General features: G+C 66.8%; 18 protein-coding genes. 9 read left to right on the forward strand and 9 right to left on the reverse strand.

The window, feature by feature from the left end; genetic code table 11:
• Window positions 1–10: 10 nt before the first annotated feature.
• Both ACOGJB_RS08825 and ACOGJB_RS08830 read right to left on the reverse strand, forming a co-directional pair.
• The gene (locus ACOGJB_RS08825) at window positions 11–283 is read right to left on the reverse strand and encodes a sarcosine oxidase subunit delta (RefSeq protein ID WP_419840441.1); all 273 of its coding nucleotides are present in this window, start codon (window positions 281–283) and stop codon (window positions 11–13) included.
• Window positions 283–1,593, reverse strand: coding sequence for an FAD-dependent oxidoreductase (locus ACOGJB_RS08830; RefSeq protein WP_419840442.1), 1,311 nt, complete (start codon window positions 1,591–1,593; stop codon window positions 283–285). Before ACOGJB_RS08830 ends, ACOGJB_RS08825 begins: the two co-directional genes overlap by 1 nt.
• Window positions 1,594–1,868: 275 nt before the next feature.
• On the opposite strand from ACOGJB_RS08830, the gene ACOGJB_RS08835 reads away from it, so the two are divergent.
• From ACOGJB_RS08835 to ACOGJB_RS08850, 4 genes are all read left to right on the forward strand, one after another.
• A complete protein-coding gene (locus ACOGJB_RS08835; RefSeq protein WP_419840443.1) occupies window positions 1,869–2,237 on the forward strand; it encodes a hypothetical protein in 369 nt (122 codons plus the stop codon).
• 4 nt (window positions 2,238–2,241) lie between these two features.
• Complete coding sequence (locus ACOGJB_RS08840) at window positions 2,242–2,421, forward strand: hypothetical protein (protein ID WP_419840444.1); 180 nt, start codon at window positions 2,242–2,244, stop codon at window positions 2,419–2,421.
• Between the two features lie 221 nt (window positions 2,422–2,642).
• On the forward strand, window positions 2,643–2,942 hold the full coding sequence (locus ACOGJB_RS08845; RefSeq protein ID WP_419840445.1) for a hypothetical protein: 300 nt from the start codon (window positions 2,643–2,645) through the stop codon (window positions 2,940–2,942).
• On the forward strand, window positions 2,939–3,361 hold the full coding sequence (locus tag ACOGJB_RS08850) for a type II toxin-antitoxin system VapC family toxin (protein WP_419840446.1): 423 nt from the start codon (window positions 2,939–2,941) through the stop codon (window positions 3,359–3,361). The genes ACOGJB_RS08845 and ACOGJB_RS08850 overlap by 4 nt, the downstream gene beginning before the upstream one ends.
• A gap of 52 nt (window positions 3,362–3,413) precedes the next feature.
• Here the strand turns inward: ACOGJB_RS08850 and ACOGJB_RS08855 are convergent, their stop codons facing one another.
• Window positions 3,414–4,601 carry a phytanoyl-CoA dioxygenase family protein gene (locus ACOGJB_RS08855; protein WP_419840447.1) on the reverse strand — a complete coding sequence of 396 codons (1,188 nt, stop codon included), beginning with the start codon at window positions 4,599–4,601 and terminating at the stop codon, window positions 3,414–3,416.
• 94 nt (window positions 4,602–4,695) lie between these two features.
• Between ACOGJB_RS08855 and ACOGJB_RS08860 the strand changes: the two genes are divergently transcribed.
• Window positions 4,696–5,484 (forward strand): enoyl-CoA hydratase/isomerase family protein, encoded by a 789-nt coding sequence (locus tag ACOGJB_RS08860; protein WP_419840448.1) that lies wholly within the window; start codon window positions 4,696–4,698, stop codon window positions 5,482–5,484.
• Between the two features lie 113 nt (window positions 5,485–5,597).
• Here the strand turns inward: ACOGJB_RS08860 and ACOGJB_RS08865 are convergent, their stop codons facing one another.
• From ACOGJB_RS08865 to ACOGJB_RS08880, 4 genes are all read right to left on the reverse strand, one after another.
• Complete coding sequence (locus ACOGJB_RS08865) at window positions 5,598–6,035, reverse strand: type II toxin-antitoxin system VapC family toxin (RefSeq protein WP_419840449.1); 438 nt, start codon at window positions 6,033–6,035, stop codon at window positions 5,598–5,600.
• A complete protein-coding gene (locus ACOGJB_RS08870) occupies window positions 6,032–6,433 on the reverse strand; it encodes a hypothetical protein (protein ID WP_419840450.1) in 402 nt (133 codons plus the stop codon). The genes ACOGJB_RS08865 and ACOGJB_RS08870 overlap by 4 nt, the downstream gene beginning before the upstream one ends.
• Before the next feature lie 60 nt (window positions 6,434–6,493).
• Window positions 6,494–10,111: a choice-of-anchor R domain-containing protein gene (locus tag ACOGJB_RS08875; RefSeq protein WP_419840451.1), complete on the reverse strand. Its 3,618-nt coding sequence runs from the start codon at window positions 10,109–10,111 to the stop codon at window positions 6,494–6,496.
• A 238-nt stretch (window positions 10,112–10,349) separates the two neighbouring features.
• The gene (locus ACOGJB_RS08880; protein WP_419840452.1) at window positions 10,350–11,279 is read right to left on the reverse strand and encodes a Dyp-type peroxidase; all 930 of its coding nucleotides are present in this window, start codon (window positions 11,277–11,279) and stop codon (window positions 10,350–10,352) included.
• Between the two features lie 307 nt (window positions 11,280–11,586).
• On the opposite strand from ACOGJB_RS08880, the gene ACOGJB_RS08885 reads away from it, so the two are divergent.
• The 3 genes from ACOGJB_RS08885 to ACOGJB_RS08895 all read left to right on the forward strand — a co-directional run bounded on the left by ACOGJB_RS08885 (window position 11,587) and on the right by ACOGJB_RS08895 (window position 14,005).
• Window positions 11,587–12,300 (forward strand): alkylhydroperoxidase-related (seleno)protein, encoded by a 714-nt coding sequence (locus ACOGJB_RS08885; RefSeq protein ID WP_419840453.1) that lies wholly within the window; start codon window positions 11,587–11,589, stop codon window positions 12,298–12,300.
• Window positions 12,301–12,315: 15 nt separating this feature from the next.
• Window positions 12,316–12,699, forward strand: coding sequence for a hypothetical protein (locus ACOGJB_RS08890; protein ID WP_419840454.1), 384 nt, complete (start codon window positions 12,316–12,318; stop codon window positions 12,697–12,699).
• A gap of 112 nt (window positions 12,700–12,811) precedes the next feature.
• On the forward strand, window positions 12,812–14,005 hold the full coding sequence (locus ACOGJB_RS08895) for an RNA-binding domain-containing protein (protein ID WP_419840455.1): 1,194 nt from the start codon (window positions 12,812–12,814) through the stop codon (window positions 14,003–14,005).
• 30 nt (window positions 14,006–14,035) lie between these two features.
• On the opposite strand, the gene ACOGJB_RS08900 is transcribed toward ACOGJB_RS08895, so the two are convergent.
• Window positions 14,036–15,946, reverse strand: a complete 1,911-nt coding sequence (locus ACOGJB_RS08900) for a hypothetical protein (RefSeq protein ID WP_419840456.1) — start codon at window positions 15,944–15,946, stop codon at window positions 14,036–14,038.
• Window positions 15,947–15,948: 2 nt separating this feature from the next.
• Window positions 15,949–16,485: a YbhB/YbcL family Raf kinase inhibitor-like protein gene (locus tag ACOGJB_RS08905; RefSeq protein ID WP_419840457.1), complete on the reverse strand. Its 537-nt coding sequence runs from the start codon at window positions 16,483–16,485 to the stop codon at window positions 15,949–15,951.
• A 237-nt stretch (window positions 16,486–16,722) separates the two neighbouring features.
• Between ACOGJB_RS08905 and ACOGJB_RS08910 the strand changes: the two genes are divergently transcribed.
• A complete protein-coding gene (locus ACOGJB_RS08910; protein ID WP_419840458.1) occupies window positions 16,723–18,330 on the forward strand; it encodes an alpha-amylase family glycosyl hydrolase in 1,608 nt (535 codons plus the stop codon).
• Window positions 18,331–18,525: the final 195 nt, after the last annotated feature.

The raw sequence follows: 18,525 nt of genomic DNA on the forward strand, positions 1-18,525 counted from the left end.
ACACACGCACTCATGCCGCACCGCCTCGCTTGTCGCCGGGCAGCGGCGGATCACGGAACTCGTTGGTGGCGGTGTTGCGTTCGATCGAGAACCAGCGGCGGCATCCCGACGCGCAGTACCAGTTCTCGCGCAGCCAACCGGCGGGGTTGTCGCGCAGGTAGAGGTAGGCCCGCCATTCGGCAGGTGAAGCCGTATTGGGGTCGGGACGAGCGTGCGATTCGCCCCCGTACCGGAGATCGGTCGAATTGCGTGGGCCGCAGTTGGGGCAAGGTACGAGTAACATCAGTGGCCCACCGACGCTGCACCCTTTTCGCCCACCAGCACGCCTTCGTCGAAGCGGCTGAGGGCGAAGGCCTCGATCAGCTTGGGCGTGCGGCCCGTGGCTGCGGCTTCGGCCATCTGTTCTCCCGATACCGGTGCGGCCTTGAAGCCGTAGGTGCCCCAGCCGACATCCGCCAAGAAGCCGTCCACGGGCGTGAAGCCCATCACCGGCGAGTAGTCGGGAGTCATGTCGCACAGCCCGGACCACTGGCGCAGCACCCGCATGCGCGAGATGCCGGGCATCAGCTCGAGCACGTGGCCGGCCAGACCCTCGGTGAACTCCAGCGAGCCGCGCACCGAGTAGTTGGCGTACGGGTCAACCGAGGCACCGAACACCAGCTCGCCGCGGTCGGTCTGACTCACGTAGACGTGCAGCGAGCCCGAGACCACCACCGTCGGCAGGAACATCTTCACCGGTTCGGTGACGGCGGCCTGCAGCGGGTGGGTGGTGATGGGCAGCCGCACACCGGCCATGGCCGAGATGAGCGACGCCCACCCGGCGGTGCAGTTGATCACGATCGGCGTGGAGATGTCGCCCCGGTTGGTGCGCACTCCGGTGACTCGGCCGCCGGCGCCCTTGCCGCCGGGACCGTCGCCGCCTTCGCAGATGATGTCGGTGACCTCGGTCTTCTGGTGCATCTCGACGCCCATGTGGTCAGCGGCGCGGGCGTAGCCCCACACCACTGCGTCGTGGCGCACGACACCGCCGGGCGGGTGATAGAGGGCACCTTGTATCGGGTAACGGGGGTGGTCGGAGGTGTCCAGACTCGGACACTCCTGCTTGACCTCGTCGGGGCCGATCACGCTGGAGTTGACGCCGCCGAGCTTGTTGACCTCGGCACGCCAGTGCATCGTGCGCAGGGAGGCGTCGGAGTGGGCCAGCGTCAGGTGGCCGCGCTGGCTGAACATCACGTTGATGTTCAGCTCGACCGCCATCCGCTCATACAGGTGCACTGATCGGTCGTAGAAAGCCACGCCTTCGGGGGTGAGGTAGTTGGAGCGCACGATCGCCGTGTTGCGTCCCGAGCCGCCGCTGCCCAAGTAGGCCTTGTCCAGCACGGCCACATTGGTCATGCCGTGGTTGCGAGCGAGGTAGTAGGCGGTGGCGAGGCCATGCACGCCGCCGCCGATGACGACCGCGTCGTAGGAGCGCTTCAGGTCGCAGTCGCGCCACACCCGAGGCCAGTTCTCGCCGCGGAGGCCCTTCCAGGCCAGCGCCGCAGCCGAGTACTTGGGCGGGCGTCGCCGGAGCCGGCGCGTGAGACCCGTCATCACCGTGCAGGTTAAGCACCCGTTCTCGGCTTCGTCGCAGCGAAATTGACTTTCTGAGCGGCTCCGTAAGGCGCGAGACTGCGAAGCGGTTCTGGACAGTTGGCCGTGGGCGGGGTCGTGATGTTGCCTGAGTTCGAGACGATTGCCCGCACAGCCGCTGTGGCGTTCGTTCTGCTTATTCCTGGAGCGGCTGCCGCTGCTGGATTTGAGTGGCACTCGGTGCGCTATAGCCGCCGGGGGCGAGACTGGGGCTGCGACTGCTGCTGTTCTCGGGAGTGTGGCTGGCTGCGGGATTCTGGGTCTGGCACTGGTTGGCCCTGCGTTACTGGGATGATCTCGCGGCTCGAAGACCAGTTTCGTGGTGGGTGTACCTCATTCCCCTCGGATTCGTCGTCGTCCCATACGTCGTCGGCTGGGGATTGGGATGGCTTACAGCCAAGCATCCGCGCCGGATGCGAACGCTGCTGGGCGTGAATCGTGCCCCGACGGCATGGGACCAGCTCTTCGGGAGCCGCGAAGCCGACGTGCCGGCGCGTGACGGCAAGGGCGATCTGTGGTTGACAGGGTCCGGGCTACTGCTGGAGTCGCAGGAAATCGAGTCGTTAGAGTTCATAGCAATACCTGATCCGAGCGCCCGGGGTTGATCCGATGAGTCGTGACAAGCCGAGCGGCCGGATCAAGCGGTCAGAGCGCCGTGAGAAACGTCGAAGCGCATACGACGGCTACACGCCCACTGCATCGATCGAGCCGAAGGATGTCCCCAAGGGCGCGTACGAGCCGCCGCCGCGCGGTTCTGGGCCCTCCGACGGCGATTCGGGTGACAAGTAGCAAGACGAGGCCGCTGTGACGGGCTCTGTGTCCATCACGGCCAAACGACACCATCGCAGGCGGCGACACGACCCAGCAGATGACGGTGCGGTCGGTGCGCGGCCCGCACGAATAGAAGATGCTTGCGGCGACCGGGGTCTGTCCGACGCTCCCTTGGAACTAATCATCTAGTCTGCATTGGACTAGTTATTCGACGAATCTTGGATCCAGCGGGAGGCTTAGTGGTTGCGGACGCGGCGGATTCATCTCACATCTGGACCGTGGCTGAGGCCAAGTCGCGCCTCTCGCACATTCTTCGCTGCGCAGAAGAGGAGGGTCCCCAGCGCATCGGCACCCGCCGGACGTTCGTCGTCGTCCCCGAACATGAGTGGCAGCAGCGAGCCGAGCCTGAAGTGCATCTCGGCCAGTGGCTCATCGACAACATGCCCCGCGGGTTCGACCTCGAACTCCCCGATCGCCGCTCGGATCGGCCCATCCCGTTCATCGACTACGCCACCGACGCTGTATCCGACGCCCCGTGAACGGCATCCTCCTCGACACCAACGTCGTCTCAGAAACGGCTCGGCCCGCACCCGACGCCAATGTGCTCGCGTTCCTTGCCAGCGAATCAAACCTCTGGCTGTCGACAATCGTGCTGCACGAATTGGAGTACGGCGTACAGCGAATGGCACCAGGCCGTCGCCGTGACGCCATTGCGGTCGCCATCGGATCGCTCGCCGAACGCGCCCGACGGATCGTTCCCATTGGTCCTGCCGAGGCCGAACATGCTGCCGAGCTGCGGGCCCAGGTTCAACGCTCTGGCCGCACACTTGATGTCGGCGATGCGCTGATTGCTGCGTCCGCCGGGCTGCGGCGTCTCCCACTGGCCACACGCAACATCCGTGACTTCGAAGGGCTTGGCCTCCGCTTGATAAACCCCTGGGAATCGCCGGCCGTGTGATGACGCAATCGCGCGGCAGGCAGCGTCGCCCGAACGCGCTCGTCGTCGGCGATCAGATGGCTAGATCATTCAGGTTGTAGTCGCGGATGACGCGGTCGAACGTCTCGTCGTTGTGGCGGAAATCGTCTTCGAGGCCGACGAAGGGGGCGTAGGTGTAGCGGCGCTCGTCGGGGCGGTGCTGCGCCCTGGCGTCGATGGCCACGGCGATCACCGACGACCGCTTGAAGACGCGCTCCTCGTCGTAGACGACCAAGGCGTCACGCTCGTGCACCCGCAGTTGACCTGTCACGCCGAGCACGGACGAGCGGCGATGGAAGCCGAACGTGACCGAGATGCGCGGATCCGGGGACGTATTCGCATAGGAGCCATGGACCATGTGCCGGTTCACCACCGTCACGTCCCCCGGTTCGCACAGCAGCGGGATGGCATCGGGCAGCATCGTGCTGCCGCCATTGGCGGCCACCTTCGCACGCAGGTCGATGCGGCCGGCAGTGTGCGTGCCCGGCACCACCCACAGCGCATTCGCCGCGGTGGTCTCATACAGCTGCACCTGGAAGTTGAAGCCGTGGATGCCCATGTCCCAGTTCGGGTTGTCCCAGTGGGTGACGCCGTCCTGGTGCCACGACACGGAGCCGCCGAGCCCTGGCTCCTTCACGAAGATGGCGTCGTTGTAGGGCACAAAGTCGGGTCCGTTGATGCTCTCCGCGATCGACATCAGGTCCGGGTGGCCGTACAGCCGCAGCGCGGAGGGCATCGACTGGCACATGCCGAAGATCAGGTAGACGACATCGGGCGGAGCGTCCTCGTCGGGCGTGGGCTGGTCCATCTGCACTTGGTGACGACCGCCGAGGGCGCTGGTGCCGCCAAACGGGTCCGACAGCGGCGCGACGTGGATGTACGGCTCGACGGCGTAGTCGCGCCCCAGCGCGGGCCGGCCGTGGCGGTCCACCTCGGCGCCTTTGCGCACCGGTGCCCGTTCGATGACCTCGGACACATCGGCCCGTAACTCAGCGATCTCATCGGCGCCGACAACGTCGGTGAAGACGTAGAAGCCGTGCTTCCAGAAGTCGTCCAAGATCTCGGGGTGCAGCTTGCCGTCCGGGCCGAATCGCACCGGCCCGCGGTTGCCGGTCTCGTGCGCGCGCTGCACTCCACCAGCGAGGTAGTCGGCCATCTCCGCGAGATGCTGCGCTCTCGTCGGCGTGCCAGCCGTCCGCACTGGATCCGCCACGTCAGTCATCCCAAGCCCCCTGCAAAGTTCCTCGCCTCAACGATGGTAATCGGCTGGCCCCTCAGCTCTCCCGTTGGCGCGCCGGCTCTGCGAGCATGAGCCCATGGAGTTTGACGAATACGCAGACCGATATCGCACCGCGGAAGTGACCCGCGACGACGCGGGGGTCGTGACCGTCCGCATGCACACCCGCGACGGTCCGCTGCAGTGGGGCGGGCGCCCCCACCGGGAACTGCCGGAGCTGTTCATGGCACTCGCATCGGACCGGGACATCAAGGTAGTGATCCTCACCGGCACCGGGGACTCGTTCATCGAGCTGCCCGATGAGGTCAACGCGCTGGCCGAGGGGCGGGCCAACGCCACGGTGTGGGATCGCATCATCTGGGAGGGCAACCGGCTCGTGGACCAGATGCTCGACATCGAGGTGCCGATGATCGCCGCGGTCAACGGCCCCGTGACGGTTCACTCCGAGCTGGCCGTGCTGTGCGACATCGTCCTGGCCGCCGAGGATGCCTACTTTCAAGACGCCCCGCACTTCCCCGGCGGATTGGTGCCTGGTGACAGCATGCAGATCGTGTGGCCGCTGCTGCTCGGGCCGAACCGGGGCCGCTACTTCCTGCTCACCGGTCAGCAGATCGGCGCCGCCGAAGCCCACGATCTCGGCATCGTGGGCGAGGTGCTGCCTGCCGGCGGCCTGATGGACCGCGCCCAGGAAATCGCCGCAAGTCTGGCGAAGCTCAACCCGATCCTGCTGCGCAACACCCGCCACGCCCTGGTGCGCCCCCTGCGTCGTGCGATGGCAGACGACCTGCACACGGGACTCGCGCTTGAAGCGATCGCCTCGATGTCGGCACGCGAGTGGTTCCGCGACCAGGCCGAGAACGCAACATAGGCACAGCATCAATCAACCATCCATCGCCGTGACGGGTCCGATCCGCAGCCGCTCAGGCTCTCGCCGACTGGCATCTCGCAACTATCTAAGCGCTGAGGGAAGCGCTCCTCGGGCTAGCGACCCGTCACGAGCGGATTGCGCCAGCGGAGACCGCCGAAACGCGCAAAGTTGCTGTCGTTGGAATGAACCTCCGCTTGGTGCTCGATCGCGAGCGCCGCGATGTGCGCATCGGTGACTAGGTTGCCGCCGACCCCGGCTTCAACGAGCAAGCGCCGGAAGATCGCCAGATGCTGTGTACCCGGATTCAGCGGCATGACGTTCGGCACCGCGAACCAGTCAGACACGGCGTCAGTCGCATGCTCTGGGGTCAGGGGATGTTCGTAGAACGCCCGTTGGGTCGTCAGACGCAGAAAACCACAGACGACGACCCACGGCAGTCCGATGCGCTCGCTCCCCCTGAGCAGAGATTCCCACCAACTGCGCGCGACATCGTGGCTCGGCGCCATGTCATTGTGGGCGTAGATCAGCAGATTGAGATCGGGAACGATCACTGGTCGTCAGCACGTTCGGACGCAGCACGCGCGACACGCGCTTCCTTCTCGAGGTAGGCCTCAGTCTCGAATTCATCCACAAGCTGGTTCAGCTTCAAGGGATCGACTCCCGGCGCGAACCCGGTCGAATGGGTCCGGACGCGATATTGGTCGGTCGGTTGGGATGCGTCCGGCCCCAGTCCGCGACGCAGCACGTCGTTGACAACCTGCTTGAAGGGCTGATCCAAGTGGCGCACCCGTTCCTTGAGCGCGTCCGCAACATCGTCATCAAGCGTCAACGTCGTCCTCATGGAGACATCATGATGCTCACAATACTGGATGTCAAGATGCTCCTCATGCAGCGACAGATAGTTGAGCGAGTCGATCCAGTCGCGAGTTTCGGCGGTCTGCGTGCCCACTGCCTCGGGCTAACGCGAGCAACTTGTTTGGTCAAGCCCCTATACAGGCGCCCTTGATGGTCAGTCGGTGATGGTGCCGTATGCCCAGGTTCCGTATGGGTTGGTGACTTCGGTGACCCAGGCCAGGTAGAGGCCGACGTCGCTGGCGCCGATGGTCGGGACGCGCACGGTTGCTGTGGTGTCGCCGCTGCTGATCCTCACTGTGCCTCCGTCGGCGTAGGCGCCGCCGTGCGCGATGGTGTAGGTCACCTCGACATGGCTGCTGTGGGCGCAGTCGATGCTGATGACGAACTCGAGGTCGTCGCCGCGTGTGGCGGTCGCGTCGGCTGCGGCGACGGTCGGCTTGGCGGTGCATGCATCGCTGTCGGCGGGCACTTGATCGGTGTCCTCGATGTCGTCGGTGTCGGGCACATCCTGCACTGGAGGCGGATCGTCGTCGTCTGTGACGCTGACCGTCGCCGTGGCTGTGCCGACGTCGTAATCGGCACCGTCGGCCACCGTCACCGACACCGAGCCGTCAGCCTCGTCGACCGAATCATCGGCCGTCGCCACCGACAGCACCTTGCTGGTCGTGCCCGCCGCGATCGTCACCGTCCGCGTGCCGGTCGCCACGCCGTAATCGCCTGACGCCGCGACCGTGACGCTCACCGGCAGGTCCGCAGCGGGCGCAACATCAGCGCTCACCGTGAACAACGCCACACCGCCCTCGCTCACACCTGCGGCGGCACTGACGCTCACCGCAGGCGGCGGCGGTTCGTCGTCGTCGGTGACGGCGGCGGTTCGTGTCGATGCCGCACCGATCGTGTAGCCGTCGCCGGCGGTCACCGTGGCGGTGACGGTGCCGTCGGGCTCGTCTGCGGTGTCATCGACGGTGGGCACGCTGAGCGTCGCGGACATGGTACCGGCGGGGATCGTGACGGTGCGGGTGCCTGTGGTGACGCCGTAGTCGCCTGCCGCGGTCACCGCGACCGCGACCGCGAGGTCGGCTGTGGGGGCAGGCGACGCGGCCACCGCGAACGTCACCGCTGCTCCCTCGGTCGCTGCTGCCGCCGACGTCACGGTCACCTCGGGCACCACGACAGGCAGCCGCAGCGGCTGGTCGTCGCTGTCGCCCACGGGCTCCTGCTGCTGCTGCTGTTGTTGTTGTTGGGCGGCTGCTTGGGCGGTGAGAGCTGCCTGCACCTTGGGCAGCGTGGCGACGCCGTCGGCCCAGCCGTGACGCCGCGAGCGGGCGAGCCACGCCGCGATGTCGTCGTCGCTCATGCCGCCGCTGTTGCCCTGGAGCCGGTCGAGCACTGCTGTCCAGTCGCGCACCCCGGCCGCGTGGCTGCGCGCCCTGAACGACGCGATGTGCGCCTCGACCTCCGCGACCAACGCCGCCGGCATCACGTACCGCACCGGCTCCGACGCCGAGTCGACAGCGCCGGGCGCGTCGTCGGTGCCGGGCGCATCGTCGCTGCCGGGCACGTCGTCGGTGTCGTCGGTGTCGGGCTCTTCACCGGGGCCCGCCGGGACGATCCGGAACCGGCGGGTCTGGTCATAGATCTGGCTGACGATGTCGCGGGTCGCCCCCGCGTCAGGCAGATCTGTGTCGGTGCGGTCGTAGAACAGATAGTTGTACAGCTGCAACGCCGACACGGTCCCCGCAGCGTCGGCCGCGGCGTGCACCGTCAACGTCACCGTCCCCGAAGGCGGCGCCGACGCCAACAGGCCGGTCCCCCAGTCGAACGTCGTGCGGCACCCCTCCCGGTCCGCACCCCGGAAATTCGGGGTGATCGTCACCTTCTGCGGCACGAACTCAGTGATGTGACGAATCACCCCGCCGATCACCACCGTCTCCCCGGTCCGCTCGCTCTGGGACATGTCGCAGCCCGCCACCCGCACATTCACATAATCCGAGGCAGTGCCGCGCGCGGCGTCGGGATAGCGCAGACGGATCTGCACTTCGTGAGAGCTCCCCGCCCCCAACGTCGCCGGCAGCGCCTGCTCCAGACCGCCGTCGCGGCCCGCCACCCACGTCGCGCCGCCGTCGCCGGAGAACTCCAGCTCCTGCTCCCACACGTCGTCATCGACGATATGCACCTGCACATGGCCCGTCTCGTACGGCACAAAAGCCAACGCCCGCAACTGAGCGGCCGACAGGCTCTTCAGCGGCCCCTGGCCCCGGATCACCGGATCGGCGTTCGCGGTCACCACATGGGACAGCCGGAACGACTCGTCGAACGCATCACTGTCATGACCAGCGGAGAACTCCACCGTATGCCAGTCGTCACGCTCCGCCCACGACACCGCATTGCGGTAATACCCGCAGCCGCCCATCAGGTCATACCACGGCGCCGCACGCCACTCCAGCACACCATTGCCGTTGGGGTACTCGCTTCCCGTCGGCGTCTGGTAGCCCTCCATCCAGAAACCGCGGGCGCCCACCGTGTGCCGCGTCCGATGATCCGCCGTGGGATGACAACGCAGCCGATCATGATCATCGAGACCCGAACGGATGCTGCCCGCGTAATACCCCGCCGGCGCCGACCCGTTCACCCACACATCCACGCTCGCGTCCACATACCGGCGCCCGTGCCCGATCAGCTTGTACTGATAGACCACACGCCCGCCGCCCTCGCGCAGCACCACCCGCGGCCGATACGACTCCACCCAACCCGCGTCGCTGTCCGGCGAACAGTCCGCGCCCGGGCACACCCGAAACAGCACCGAATCAGACCGGCCCCCCACACTCGCGTCCACCAACTCCACCGTCGCGTCCCCCACAAGACGACCCGACCGGAAGAACCCCAGCCGCAAGAACTCCGCCTGCGCGCCCACCTCGGTGTTGGAATCAGCCACACCCTCCAGATCGAACCGAGCCACACCACCCACAACCGCCGCATCGAACGGACCCGAATCCACCCTCACCGAACCGCCCGACGGATAAAACACCCGAAAGTCCGACCCCGCAGACGCCGACACACCCGACACAGCCTGCAACGCACGCACCTCCACCGAACCATCAGACAAACCCCACACCACCACCGAACGACGCTCACCCTCAAACAACCGCCCCAACGACACACCAAACGGCTGCGGCAACGCCGGCGGCTCCACCGGCACGCCGTTCACACCGATCGTCACGCTGCGAGACTCCGACGACCAGCCGCCTACGGCATTGGACCAAAAGCGGCTCAGGCTCGTGTCGGCGATGCTCCAACCCGCCGCCGCGCCGGCATCCTCGCCGTCACTTGTGGTTCTCCACAACGAGGCGAAGCCCGACCACCCAAACTGAAAGCTGTCCAACACAACGAAATAGGTGGTGTCCGCCGCAAGGCTGATGCCCCCCTCAGGCGCCTTGAACCTCAACGTCTGATCACTGGAGAAAGCCGTGTAGACAGGAAACGTCAAAGTACCGACAACCGCGCCCGGGAAGCCTCCCGCATCAGCATTCACCGTGACCCTCAGCCTCGAAGCCGCATCAGTCTGCGACAACCCGCCGAACCTCACATCGACACTGCTCAACGTGTAACCCGACGCGTTGGAACCCGTCGAGAATGCCTGAGCTGCATCTGATGTCCCGAAATTCAGAGAGCCGCCACCGGTGGACTGACCCACATTGCTCACCAACACAGACGGCGTTGGCGTCTGCGCCCCAGCCGACGACAACGGCACCAACGCCAACAACGCGCCCACCACAGCGACCGCTACAAGGCTCCTAAGAAGCCCCCCCCCCCCCGGGAACGTACGTACCACAGACATCTGCAACCTCCGCCGACAACACCGTGTGGCAGAGCAGACTACACCCGGCCAACGCTTCAGGGGGCCTGTCGGGCCGGGCCTGTCAAACTCTGACCGTCCCCCTTTTGGGGCAGCCGTGTTCTGTGAGTTCGGGCCTCAGCAACTTGTCGAGCGCACGGCGGGGCAGCGACGGTCAGCCGGTGATGGCATCGAGCGTCTCGGTGCTGGGCGCGAAGTAGAACGAACCCGAGGCCGGGTTCGAGAAGCTGGTGATGGCGTCACGCACGCCATTGGCGTCGTCGAGGCCGTACATCCGGCGCAGGCGGCGGCGCAGCGGCGCCTGGTCCTTGCAGAACGCCATGAAGTACAGGCCCACGGTGCCGTCGTGGAACGCATACGGCGTGGAACGGCGAGCGATCTCGTTGATCTTGTCGCTGCCCTCGTTGCCGTGGTTGCCATCTGCACGCAGCTCGACGTGGCTCAGGTGGCTGTAGGGCTCCTGGCTGTCGGTCTTGTCGGTCTCGGGGAACTTCTTGCGCCCGAAGTTCTTCTCTTGCTGGTCGTCGGACAAGGCGTTCCAGCCGTCGAGGTCGTGCACCCAGCGCTGGGCGATGATGTGGCTGCCTCCTGCGCCGGCATCGCCGTCGGGCACGATGGCCGCGGCCGGCTGGTCCTCATCGGCCGGGTTGCCGGTGCCGTCCTTGAAGCCGGTCATGTCCAGCGAATCGCCGTAGATGAACGTCGGCGTCTCACGGGCGACGGCCATGTGGCCGGCCAGCGCAGTGCGAGCGTCGTACTGCGCCTTCCACACCTTGTCCTTGTCGTCGTGGTTCAACCACAACAGCAGCTCTTCCTGGGTGCCCTTGGCTTCGCGCCCCGATCCGTCGGTGGACTGGACGGTCACGTAGGCCTGGAAGTCGTCGGGCACGTCGTCGGACAGCTCCGGCAGCAGTCCCGGACCGAAGCCCAGCGTCAGGTTGATGCCGTCTGCGTCGCACGCTGCACGCAGGTCGGCAAGCACGGACTTGATCACGCCGAGGTCGGCGCCCTCGACGCGACTCAGGTGGACGTACCACTGGTTGGCGCCCATCTCATTGAAGATGGCCTTCTGCGGCGTTGGCATCGGTGCTCCTTGAGGGGTTCGATGGTGCAGGCGAAAGCAATCCCTCCGGGCGACGCATGCAGCGATCCGGCGAGATTGCGAGGCTGATCGTAGGCCAACAGGCGTGCCGCGCGCACCCTCGCATGGGCGCCGGGAACTCCGTCAGGCGGCCACGTCGTCTTGCGCCGCCCGGTGCGCCTCCTCATCTGTGCTGACAGCACGCACTCACCGCCTGTGCGACGATGTTCGCAGCGCCGCGATGACCGGCGCGACGACACGAGCGACGTGGCTTGCGCACGTCGGAACGAGAACGAGCGGAGGGACGCCGATGAGCATCGCGGCACCACAGCGCACGTACGACACCGAGCTGCCCATCCGGGACGATCTCGGCGCCGCCCACGGCGAGATTGCGGCACGCTGGGCCCGGCCGGGCACGTGGTGGACGGCGGCACAACGCGCCGAGATCGTGCGGCACGTTCGGGCGGCGCGTGACCACCGAACCGACGACGGCGACGTGCTGCCCCCGTGGGTGCAGCCCAGCAGCATCGACGGACTCGTCGATCCCGAAGCGCCGCTGCCCGCTGCCGCCGCCGACGCGGTCTGGCGCATTACCAACCATCCAGGGACGCTGACGCAGGACTGGTACACCTCGATCATCGACCGTGGCGTCGATCCGCTGGCATACGTCGAGCTGGTGGGCATCGTCGCGCAGGCCAACTGCGTCGACCGCTTCGCCGATGCGCTGGAGCTGCCACGCATCGAACTGAACGAGCCAGCCGACGGGCCGCCGGGACGCGAGGGCGCACCCGCGGCGGTGAAGTACCACTGGGTGCCCACCGCCGACCTCAAGATGCCCAACGTCATCAAGGCCCTCAGCGCCGTTCCGGCGGAGAACGAGGCGCTCTTCATCCTGTCCGACGCCCAGTACGTGCCCATGGAGCGAGTGCGTGGCGATGTGGTGTCCGACCGCAACTCGCTGACCCGACCCCAGATCGAGGTGCTTGCTGCGCGGACTTCGAAGCTCAACGAGTGCTTCTACTGAACCTCTGCTCACGCGTTGCTGCTCGGTCTGAGCGGCCAACAAAAGGACATGGAAGTCCGCTACGACACCGTCAACGGTTCCCACGGAGGTGACGGCGGCGTTCCCCACGGCGCGCTGCTGGCCCGCCTCGCTGAGGCGATGTGGGAAGGCGATCGCGAGGCCACCGCTGCGGCGCGTGCTGCGGTGGTCGATGCCGCTGGCGCCGACGTCATGGTCGACGCCGTGGCGGTCAGCGCCAACTTCCACATGATGACCCGGGTCGCCGACGGCACGGGAACCCCGCTGGATCCGGGCACCTACGACATGAGCGCGCCGGTACGCGAGGCCTGCGACCTCAACGGTTTCGTGTCACGCCGTGACCCCCAAGGCGATCGCCAGGGCGCCCAAGGAGCCGGCTGAGCCACAGCTTCCTCCCACCCTCGGCCCGTTCGCTGAGAGCCGACGGGCGCCCAGCGAACGTCGGCACGCCAGATCGCGGCCGAGTACTCAGCGGCGGCAATAGCGTGACCATGTGGAATGGCCTGACGTTGCGAACCGGATCGAGGCCGGCGAAGACGAGCGCACGGAATTCAAGCTGAACTTCCGGGATCGCTCGGCAACCGGGCGAGCGATCTGTGCCTTCGCCAACACCGACGGCGGCATCGTCGTGCTCGGCGTCGACAATTCCCGCAAGGTCGTGGGCGTCTCCGAAGACCCTGAGCAAACCCAGGAGCGCCTGTCTGCCTACCTGCAGTCCGGCTGCAGCTCTCCGCTCAACGCTCGGCTCGGCCGTCACCGCCATGCGCAAGGGTGGGTGCACTGGATCACGGTCACACGTCAGCGAGGGTTCGAGCCGATGCGCTGCGACGGACGTGTGTGGGTTCGGCGCGGACGCAGCACGGTCGAGCCGTCGCCGACCGAACTGCAAGACCTCTTCAACGCGTTCGGCTACGTCCTGACCGAGGAACAGGTGATCGGCCCCGCATCGACCGCGGACATCGATCCGCATGCGTTCCGCGACTATCTGCGTGACCTCGATATTGACACCGATACCGAACCGCAGCCCCGCAGCGACGACGACCTGCGCAATCGCGGCGCGGTGGCAGAGCGTGACGGCGAACTGAGACCCACGCTGTACGGCTTGTTCGCCTTCGGAAAAGACCCTCAGCGCTTTCCCCAAACGCGGCGCTTCTTTGTCGAATGCGTCGCGTACGGCGGAGCTGACCAAGCCGCCGATGTACTCCAGGTGGCGAGCGCAACCGGCCGGCTCGACGAGCAGGTGGACCGAGCCCTGGGATGGTTCAAGTCGCTGGGACGCTCCGAGACCTACGAACATGTCCGACGCGTCGACCACTACCTGCTGCCGGTGAGCGTCGTGCGCGAGGCGCTCGTCAATGCCGTGGCCCATCGCGACTATGCGATCACTGGCTCCCAAGTACTGCTCGAGGTATTCGAAGACCGCGTCACGCTCACCAGTCCGGGCCGACTTCCGAATCACATCACAGCCGCTTCCGTTCGAGCAGGCGGTCGTCCCAGATCGCGGAACGAGTCGATGGCCAACTATCTCTTGACACGCCGCTACATGGAGCAGCGGGGCCGCGGCTGGCTGCTGATGCGCCGAGGAATGCGTGACTTCAATGGGACCGAACCTGGGATCCACCACGATGCCGAGGCCAGGTGGGTGCAGGTGACGCTTCATCTCGGCAGCACCGCCGAGGGTCCGTAACGGACGCGGCGCGCGGTCGGGCAAGCGCTGTCAGGACCTGAAGCGCTTGGTGGGCAGGTGCGGGCCGATGTAGCCCACATGTACCTTGCCGGTGGCGTCGGGGCCACGGGTGCCGTCATGGAAGTACAGCCGCGGCGCGAATGATGCGTTCGACAGCTTGAGATGCGCTTGCATCTCGATACGGCCGGCCGGCGCCACGCTGACGGCCACCGGCAGCAGCCGATACTTGCGCAGTTCGGGTCGGCGCATGACTTCTTCAGACTCGTTCATCGCCAGCTTCTTGGCATTAGCGAACCACACCCGCTGGTGATTGCTCCGACGGCACCAATCGCGGAAGTCCTGGAAGCTGGCGCCCGTATTGGCGTAGGCCTCCAAGGCCAGCAGCCCGTCGAAGACGCTGAGCGCCCACGAGTGGGACTCGATGGCGCTGTCCAAGTCGGCGATCCGGTGCTCGGCCGCGGGCGGGATCTCAATCTTCGTCAGATTCGCGCGGGCGAGCTGGAGGGCCTGACGGATCGAGGTGACCTGCTGGTACTTGCGCTTTGACGCGTCGGTGTCGGGCGCCTCCGCGCGCTGGCCCGCTTGCAACAACCACTTGACCATCTGATCCTGGGCGTCGATGAGCTGGCGCTGCAGGTCGTCGGCCCGCAGCTGCGCGAGCTGCAGCTCCTCCTGCATGTCCAAGACCTGCTGGGATATCTCATCTCGCTGCTGGCGTGCTGCTGCTCGCTGTTCGCGTGTCTCAAACAGGGCTTCCCACAGGTCGTCGCGCTCAGACTCCAGCGCAGCGACGCGTTCGGCGGGGCTGGGTCCGGCTTCCAGGATCGGCGCCTGGCGCTGGCTGCCAAGCCGTGCGCGGGCCTGTCCATACAGCGGCGGCGGCTCGCGCTCAGCGAGCGCCAAGCGCAGCAGAGCAGAGGCCCAGCGGCCCGCCTGGTGGGGGTCGCTGCGCACCAATTCCGCCGACAGCGTCCGGTGCCGGTGCGCATCCTGCGAGCCAGTCATGTACAGCCGCGCCTCGCCGGGCTGCAAGTCGAGCTCGCCGCCGACGAGACGCTGAAACCGGGTCAGCAGCGCCAACGGCATGACGAACACGCGCGCAAGCCCGGCGAGCTGCGATGCGGCGCTGTGCGCCCGGCGGGTCATGTCGCCCATCGCCGTGTCGGGGTTGATCGGATCCCACGCAATCACCAGGTACGGAACAGGCCGCTGGGGCGAGACGATGGCGTTGCGAATCGCTTCGGTATGCGCGGGGTCGCGCACCTGCACCGGATCGACCGACAGCGGTTCGGGGCCGACGTGCGGTCGCCCGCCACCGCGAATGCCTGTGTCGAGCAGTTCATGCACGAGCGATGCTGCGCCCGTCTCGCGCAGTACGGCGGGCTGCGACGAAACATGGTCCGCACCGAGACCCGGCATCGGAATCGAACGGCTTTTGCTCAGCGAGCCGTCGCGCGCCGACGACGCAGCGGCGGGGACCTCGACGTCCACCCACAGCCAGGCCCCCTCGGCGTCGCTCAGCACGCGGGTCGTCACCACCGTCACGCCGGTGGCGCCCTGACGGACAAGTTCCAGCGTGGTGGTCGTGACACCGCCGTCGGTGCTCGTCTCACGTGTCAGGTCGAGCCGGCAATCGGCAGCTGCGGCAGCTGCGGCAGCTGCGGGAACGTCGGGCACCCCCGAGGCATACCCGGCATCGGCATCGGATACCCCGGCTGCGACGACGCGTCCCGCCGAACCTCGCTTGCTGGCAGTGGCCACGGCACCGGCCTCGCCGTCGCCGCCCGCACGGGCCACATCGAGTTGAGGGTGCTGCGACTGCGCCCAGCCGCGGAAGGTGCTGGCGGCGAGCTCGTGAATGCCATCGCGGCCGTCTTGCCACATAGCCCGGTAGACCACTTCGAGATGGTCGCGACCGCCGGCCGGCGGTCCGGCCGTCATGGCTAGCTCTGTTCGTAGATCGGGGTGACGAGAGCGCGGGCCAGCGTCGTGCCGAACATGTTGAAACCGCAGATTGCCGGCGAGACGCTCTCGTCGATCGGCAACGTGGCGACGCTCAGCGCATGCACAGCGAACATGTAGCGGTGCGGGCCGTGGCCCGCAGGCGGCGCAGAGCCCAAGTAACCGGTCAACCCAGCGTCGTTGCGGAGTTGCTTTGCGCCCTCAGGCAGCCCGCTGCCCTCGGCATCGCCGGCACCGGATGCGAGCTCAGTGCATGAAGCCTCGATGTCGTACACCACCCAGTGCCAGAAGCCGCTGCCCGTCGGCGCGTCGGGGTCGAAGCAGGTCACCGCGTAGCTCTGGGTGCCCTGCGGCGCACCCGACCACGCCAAGTGGGGCGACCGATCTTCGCCGCCGGCACCGAAGATGCCCGAGACTTGCGGCATTGCCAGCATCTGGCCCTCAGCTACGTCGTCGCTTCGCACCTCGAACGACGCAACGGCGGGAAGGAAGTCGTAGGGACTGGGAGGTTGTGGCATGGCTGCTGCCTTTCAGTTGTCGTCCGATTCTTCGATCGTGTGCCCTAAGTGTGGCGCATGCCATTTTCTCCCGCGCTATGATGACGGCGTGTTCACCGCTCGGGGTGTGAACTCCGGGCAGCACATCACACAACCCAAACTGACAGACCAAGGACCGGCCCGCTTCTGCGGGTCGGTCTTTGGTTTGAGCAGCCCGGCTGCCCGAACGCGGGGGCTCGGCTGAACTAGAACTCCATCGTGGCCAGTATCACTTCTGAGCAGTGGTGGGCCGGCGCCACCGGCTACCAGATCTACATCCGCTCATTCGCCGACTCGAACGACGACGGCGTCGGCGATCTCGAGGGCATCAGGTCGAAACTCGGCTACCTCGGCGACCTCGGCGTCGACTTCATCTGGATCACCCCCTTCTATCCCACGCCCGGGCACGACTGGGGCTACGACGTGGCCGACTACTGCGACGTGGACCCGCTCTTCGGCGACCTGGCGATCTTCGATCGGCTGGTCGCCGAAGCCCACGACCGCGGCATCCGCATCGTCACCGACTTGGTGCCGAATCACACCAGCAGCGATCACCGCTGGTTCCAAGCGGCGCTCGGCAACTCCGGCGCGGCGGACCGCGAGCGCTATCGCGACTACTACATCTGGCGCGACCCGGCGCCCGGCGGCGGCCCGCCCAACAACTGGGTCGGCTACTTCGGCGGCCCGGCGTGGGCCTTCGATGCCGACTCGGGCCAGTACTACCTGCACCTGTTCCTGCCGACCCAACCCGATCTGAACTGGCGCAACCCAGCCGTGGCCGACGAGTGGGACGCCATCCTGCGCTTTTGGCTCGACCGCGGCGTGGACGGCTTCCGCGTGGATGTGGCAGGTGGCCTGGTGAAGGACGCTCAGCTTCGTTCCAACCCGCAACGGCAGCCGATCCCGCCCGGCGCCAGCCGCTGGGAGCAGTGGGACTGCTTCGAGCACCTCCACGACGTCTTCCAGCCGGAGAGCCAGGAGGTCTTCCGCCGCTGGCGCGCCATCTGCGACGGTTACGGCGCCTTCTTGCACGGCGAGACGTACCACCTGGATCCTCGCGGCATGGATGCCTTGCTGCCGCCCGACGGCATGCACGGCGGCTACTGGTTCGCGCCGATGCACATCGAGTGGAACGCCGACGAGCTGTGGGAGGTGCTGATCGGGCCTGGCGAGCTGTCGGACCGGTTGCTGTGGGCAGCGGGGAGCCATGACATGACTCGAGCGCCCACGCGATTCGGCGGCGGCGTCGCGGGGCGCGAGCGCACCTTGGCCATGAATACGCTGCTCGCCTTCGCCCCCGGGGTGCCGGTGCTGTACCAGGGCGAGGAACTCGGCCTCGAAGACGGGCAGGTGGCGTCAGAATCGAAACTCGACCCGGTGGGACCCGACGGCGACGTGGCTGCGGGCCGCGATGGGTGCCGCACACCCATGCCGTGGGGGACAGGACCGTTCAACGGCTTCTCTGCAGTCGAGCCTTGGCTGGCTAGCGAACCGCGGCCGGCTGAACACACCGCCGAGGCACAGCGCAACGACACCAGCTCGTGTCTGAACAGCTACCGGCGACTGCTGGCAGTTCGGAGGAGATTGTTCGAGCAGGACGGACTGGCTGACGAGGCGGTGGAGTGGGAGCGCTTCGGAGCGGTCATCGTGCTGCGCCGCGGACCGGTGCTGGTCGCTGCCAACACGGCCGACTCCGAGGCCACGTTGGACCTCGCGCACGGCGAGTTGATGTACGAGACAGCGGGCGCGAGCAGCGACGCTCCTGCCCGGTTTCCCGCAACGTTGCACCTAGTGCCCCGCAGCGCCATCGTGTGCCGCAAGACGTAAGCGAACGCGCTCGTCACGCGACTGTCACACTGCGCTCCAACCACTACGCCTCTGCCGCTCGTTAGCCTGACTCGTCAGGCACATCGCCGAGACGACTGGCCAGCAGCGACCATCTTGAGGTCGCACGGCGTGCCCGACAATTCGTGGCAGAGCGTTGGCATCGCGTCATTCCAGGGAGGAAGCACTCAATGACAC

The organism is Candidatus Poriferisodalis sp., assembly GCF_965208895.1.
In the GTDB taxonomy this organism is placed as follows: Bacteria; Actinomycetota; Acidimicrobiia; order Acidimicrobiales; family Poriferisodalaceae; genus Poriferisodalis.